The sequence below is a fragment of the Pseudomonadota bacterium genome (genome assembly GCA_030859565.1).
Classification (GTDB): Bacteria; Pseudomonadota; Gammaproteobacteria; order JACCXJ01; family JACCXJ01; genus USCg-Taylor.
Map to the genome: position 1 here is coordinate 1 of JALZJW010000289.1, position 2,143 is coordinate 2,143.

Here is a 2,143-nt window from a genome sequence, read left to right on the forward strand (position 1 = left end):
TTTTTATAATAACGAAGTCGCGAATTTATACCAACAACGGGCATAACGTACGCTTTTCCTAACGTCATGCCGGCGAAAGCCGGCATCCAGGATGAGCTGCTATGCCGCACTGGACCCCGGCTCTGCGTCCTCGGCGCGCCAAGCAGGGCCAATCCCTGGCCCTGGCTTTCGCCGGGGTGACAGTTGACAGTGGGGCGTCTTGCATCTTTAGGACATGCCCTTCTCGGTATACTTTCCATAAAATCCCACGCATTCAACCTACACATGCCGCGCGTCTTTCTCAACTACCGCCGCGAGGATAGCGAAGGCATCGCCGGGCGGATCTTCGACCGCTTGAGTGATCGCTTCGGGCCGGAGAATGTCTTCCGGGACCTCGACACCATCGGACCCGGGGCGGCGTTCGCGAGCGTGATCGGCAAGGAGATCGCAAAGTGCGATGCGCTGATCGCCATTATCGGCAATGACTGGCTCGAAGCGAAAGACGCCGAGGGCAAGCGCAGACTCGATAATCCCCGTGATTTCGTCCGGACCGAAATCGCCGAAGCGCTCTCCCGGAAAAAGCTCATCATCCCCACCCTGGTCGAAGGCGCCCGCATGCCGGGCGCCAAAGATTTGCCGACCGAGATCACCCTACTGGCGGAACGCGATGCGATCGAGATCAGCGCCGCGCGCTTCGAGCACGATACGGAGAGATTGATAAAACAAATCGCGGGCGAACGTCAAGCGACCGCAACCTCATCCCGGTGGCGCTGGATCAGCGATCCGAATCGCCAGCGCACGCTCGGTTTCATCGGCGCGTTTATCGCGGCACTCGCCGCCGGAGGATGGCAACTATACGTACACCTCTCCGCTGACTCAAAACCAGCTTCACCAACTAGCGTCTCGGTCGGAGAGGGTGGCATCGCCGGAAACGTTAACACTACGGCAGAGCCGGGCGGCGTGGCGGTCACCAACACCGGGGCCAATACCACCATCAACATCGGGGTCACGCTCAAGGAACACGAAGAGCGCCTAAAACGCCGGGAACAAGAGCTACGCGCGGAGCTCACCAAGACCAGCGCCGCCGACAAAGACAGACTTGCGCTCTTGGAAAAAGAGTTGGCCGCGGCCACCGCAAAGCGAGAAAACCCAGAAGCATCGCTGGCTGATTTTAAGGCAACACTGGCCGAAGCCACCCGGGCCCTAGGGAAGTTCAAGGGAGAGCTGCCTCAGGACCAGTTAAAACAAGCACAGGGAGCGCTAGCCAACGGCGACACGGCCGCCGCCGAAGCGCTCTTCAGCAAGGCGCTTGAGCAGGGCAAAGCGCAAGCCGCTGCCAGCCACGAAAAAGCCGCGGAAGCGGCTTACCAATTGGCTCAGCTTGCCTACGAACATGTCGACTACAAGAAAGCCTATGCTTATTACCAGGAGGCGGCCAACCTTGAGCAGGACAATCCAACGTATCTCAACATGGCGGGTAAACTTGCCTATGAGGTCGGACGATACGCCGAGGCACAGCCCTTCCTCGAAAAAGCGCTCGCCATCCGCGAGAAGGCCCTCGGCCCCGAGCATCCCGATGTGGCCGCGAACCTCAACAACCTGGCGGAGCTTTACCGCACCCAAGGCCGGTACGAGAAAGCCGAGCCGCTCTATCAACGCTCGCTCGCCATCCGCGAGAAGGCCCTCGGCCCCGAGCATCCCGATGTGGCTCAAAGCCTCAACAACCTGGCGGAGCTTTACCGCACCCAAGGCCGGTACGACAAAGCCGAGCCGCTCTATCAACGCGCGCTCGCCATCCGCGAGAAGGCACTCAGACCCGAGCATCCCGATGTGGCTCAAAGCCTCAACAACCTGGCGTTGCTCTATTATGCCCAAGGCCAGTACGGAAAGGCCGAGCCGCTCTATCAACGCGCGCTCGCCATCGGGGAGAAGGCCCTCGGCCCCGAGCATCCCGATGTGGCCACAAGCCTCAACAACCTGGCGTTGCTCTACAAACACCAAGGCCGGTACGGGAAAGCCGAGCCGCTCTATCAACGCGCGCTCGCTATCTTCGAGAAGGCCCTCGGCTCTGAGCATCCCGATGTGGCCCAAAGCCTCAACAACCTGGCGTTGCTCTACAAACACCAAGGCCGGTACGGGAAAGCCGAGCCGCTCTATCAACGCG

1 protein-coding gene is annotated in these 2,143 nt (G+C 60.4%); it reads left to right on the forward strand.

All coding sequences use genetic code 11. The features are described 5' to 3' along the window. Positions 1 to 264 precede the first annotated feature (264 nt). Positions 265 to 2,143: tetratricopeptide repeat protein (locus tag M3436_20890; protein MDQ3566421.1), on the forward strand; the 1,879-nt coding region annotated here is incomplete at its 3' end.